Genomic DNA, 2,256 nt, shown 5'->3' on the forward strand with positions numbered 1-2,256 from the left:
ATGAACAGCATCAAAAGGTCGCAGATAGCGTAAACAGGGAACTAACTCAATCTGCCAACACTGTGCAACAAGCACTCATGGAGGTTGCAGAGGAGTTCCACGCATCCGTTGAGCAAGACGCGGCGACCCTGACGCAGACTATGACTGAGTGCCAGATGGCGACCGCTCACGATGTCGCTACCCTCTCGCGGGCAGTTGAGAAAGCTCAGGTGAGCACGGCACATGATCTCACCCAAGTTCGACAGACAGTGGCTGAGGCAGGGCGTGAATCGGTGGCCCGTTTGGACACTGAGGTGACGCGTTTGGCTCGAACGATCACGGAGAGCCGAGAGAGCTATCTGCACCTGTTCGAGCCGTTCGCAGAGCAATTAGGAGAGTTGAATCGGTCCTACCTGACAAATTTAGAAGCGGATAGGGGCCGGTTCCTGGTGATGATAACGACGGGGCTGTCTGATATGGCGGCACAGAGCCAGGAAGCGACGCGACGCGCGGAGGAACTGGAGCGTTCGCTCGAAAGCCAAAGTCAAGTGCTGCAAGAGATTCGGGCGGCGCTCGAACAACAGAAGCAGGACATGGATCTACAGAAGCAGAGCATGAATAAACGCCTGAAAGTCTTGCCATGGATCTTGTCATTGGTAAGCCTCCTAGCAGTAGCAGTAGGCGATGGCATCATGGCAACATTCCTCCGTCGCTAATGATGCAGGATGAGGAAGAACAGAGGAACGATGGCAGATACATCGGTAGAGTCTATAATTACGTCCGCCGGGGGTGTCTCCTTGCGGGATTGGTTTCGCCGCCTACAGGTGGCAGCCCTTGACTCAGGTGGGGAAAACACCCCATCCTGGCTTCAGGAGTCTCTGATTCGGTCGCATAATCACGTTGACAAAGTTCCAGGGCTAGAGCGCTTCGAAAGGCAGATTGGTCTCTCGACCCACAAAGAAGAGGTTCCTTTTGAGATCTTCGTTGTAGGTGAGGGAAAGGCAGGTAAATCTACCTTCATAAACGCGCTATTCGGTCGGGAAGTGGCTCTGGTTGACTTCCTGCCGAAGACATACTGTTTCCACCGGTTCCTCACGTCCGCCAATGAACAGGAGAGAGCGTCCCTGATCACGGAAGATCTAAACGACGACCCCACCTGGTTGCATCTGCGGCAGGCACTCGCGCGTTCCCAACAGGGGCATGAGGAGCGCTTCTGGCGGTATGACTGCTCGCCCGAGTTTGCATCCTCTCTCCTAGAAGGAGAGGAACTGCGAATGCGTCCCGGCAACGCGTACCGGACGCCGATCCTGGAGGTGGAGTGGCATCTGAACGCTCCCGAGGCCGTCCTGCCGGGAGTACGCCTCGTAGACACGCAGGGGCTGGATCAGATTCTGGCCAGTACAGTCCAGAAGAAACATCTAGAGTGGGAATATGGGCGGGCGGACGCCGTGATCTGGCTTGTTTCAGCGGTGAAGGTGCGCTCAGGTATTGTAGACCGGTATCTGGATCTATTCGGCCGCTTCAACAAACCCGCTATTCTAGTACTGAATCAGATAGACCGGATACCCGAAGCCTCACAGCAAAAAGTGTTTGAAGAAGCACGCAGTGTATACGGGAAATACGGCCTTCCGGTGATCCGATTCTGTGCCAAGCAGGCTTACGAGGCGAGAGCCTCCCAAGATAGAGATGCGTACGACAAGAGCGGCTACACTACGCTAGCGAAGCTTCTCACGGAGCGGTTTGAGAGCAAGCAGCGACTTATCCGCGCCCGGTCGTTGTATGTCAGTGCCCGCCAGCGGCAACGGGACTATCGCCGAGCGATGGGGGCGATTCGTGATGCCGCTGCTAACTGTGCGCGACTCTATCGGGAAGCAGTCGCTCAAACGAATCAGATTAAGAGCGTAGCAGAGCAGCGCGTGACTACAGAAACGGAACAGCAGTGCCGCAGAATACACGACGAGCTTCGTCCTCGATTTGCCACAATCGGCTACGAAGATGAGCAGGTGGCAGTGCAGGATAAGCTGCGAGTTTCTGCGATTAACGTGTCAATCTCTGATTTCGGGACACGGTTGCAGCGAAGCCTGAACCAAAATTTTCAAGAACACTTGGTTCAGCTTCGCAGAGAAAAATACCAATGGCCCGAAGTGGAGGCAAATGGTGAGGTGAAGGAAGTTGCCCTACTGCCACGCATTGATGAAATCGAATGGGTGATTAGTGCCCAGACACTACAAGTGGAACTAAGCGTCTCTATCCCCTTTTTCTCACGGGCAGCGGTGG

2 protein-coding genes are annotated in these 2,256 nt (G+C 54.9%); both read left to right on the plus strand.

From position 1 onward, the window contains the following. The first annotated feature begins 77 nt into the window (after positions 1–77). Positions 78–695, plus strand: a complete 618-nt coding sequence (locus tag ACH2EH_RS03350) for a hypothetical protein (protein ID WP_395138958.1) — start codon at positions 78–80, stop codon at positions 693–695. A 30-nt stretch (positions 696–725) separates the two neighbouring features. Beyond that, the coding region (locus ACH2EH_RS03355; protein ID WP_395138960.1) for a dynamin family protein at positions 726–2,256 on the plus strand (1,531 nt) is incomplete at its 3' end.

The sequence above is a fragment of the Armatimonas sp. genome (genome assembly GCF_043760365.1).
Lineage (GTDB): Bacteria > Armatimonadota > Armatimonadia > Armatimonadales > Armatimonadaceae > Armatimonas.

Coding starts and splice junctions, on each gene's coding strand:
- ACH2EH_RS03350 (WP_395138958.1), top strand. CDS start 78: ATGGAGGTTGCAGAGGAGTTCCACGCATCCGTTGAGCAAGACGCGGCG.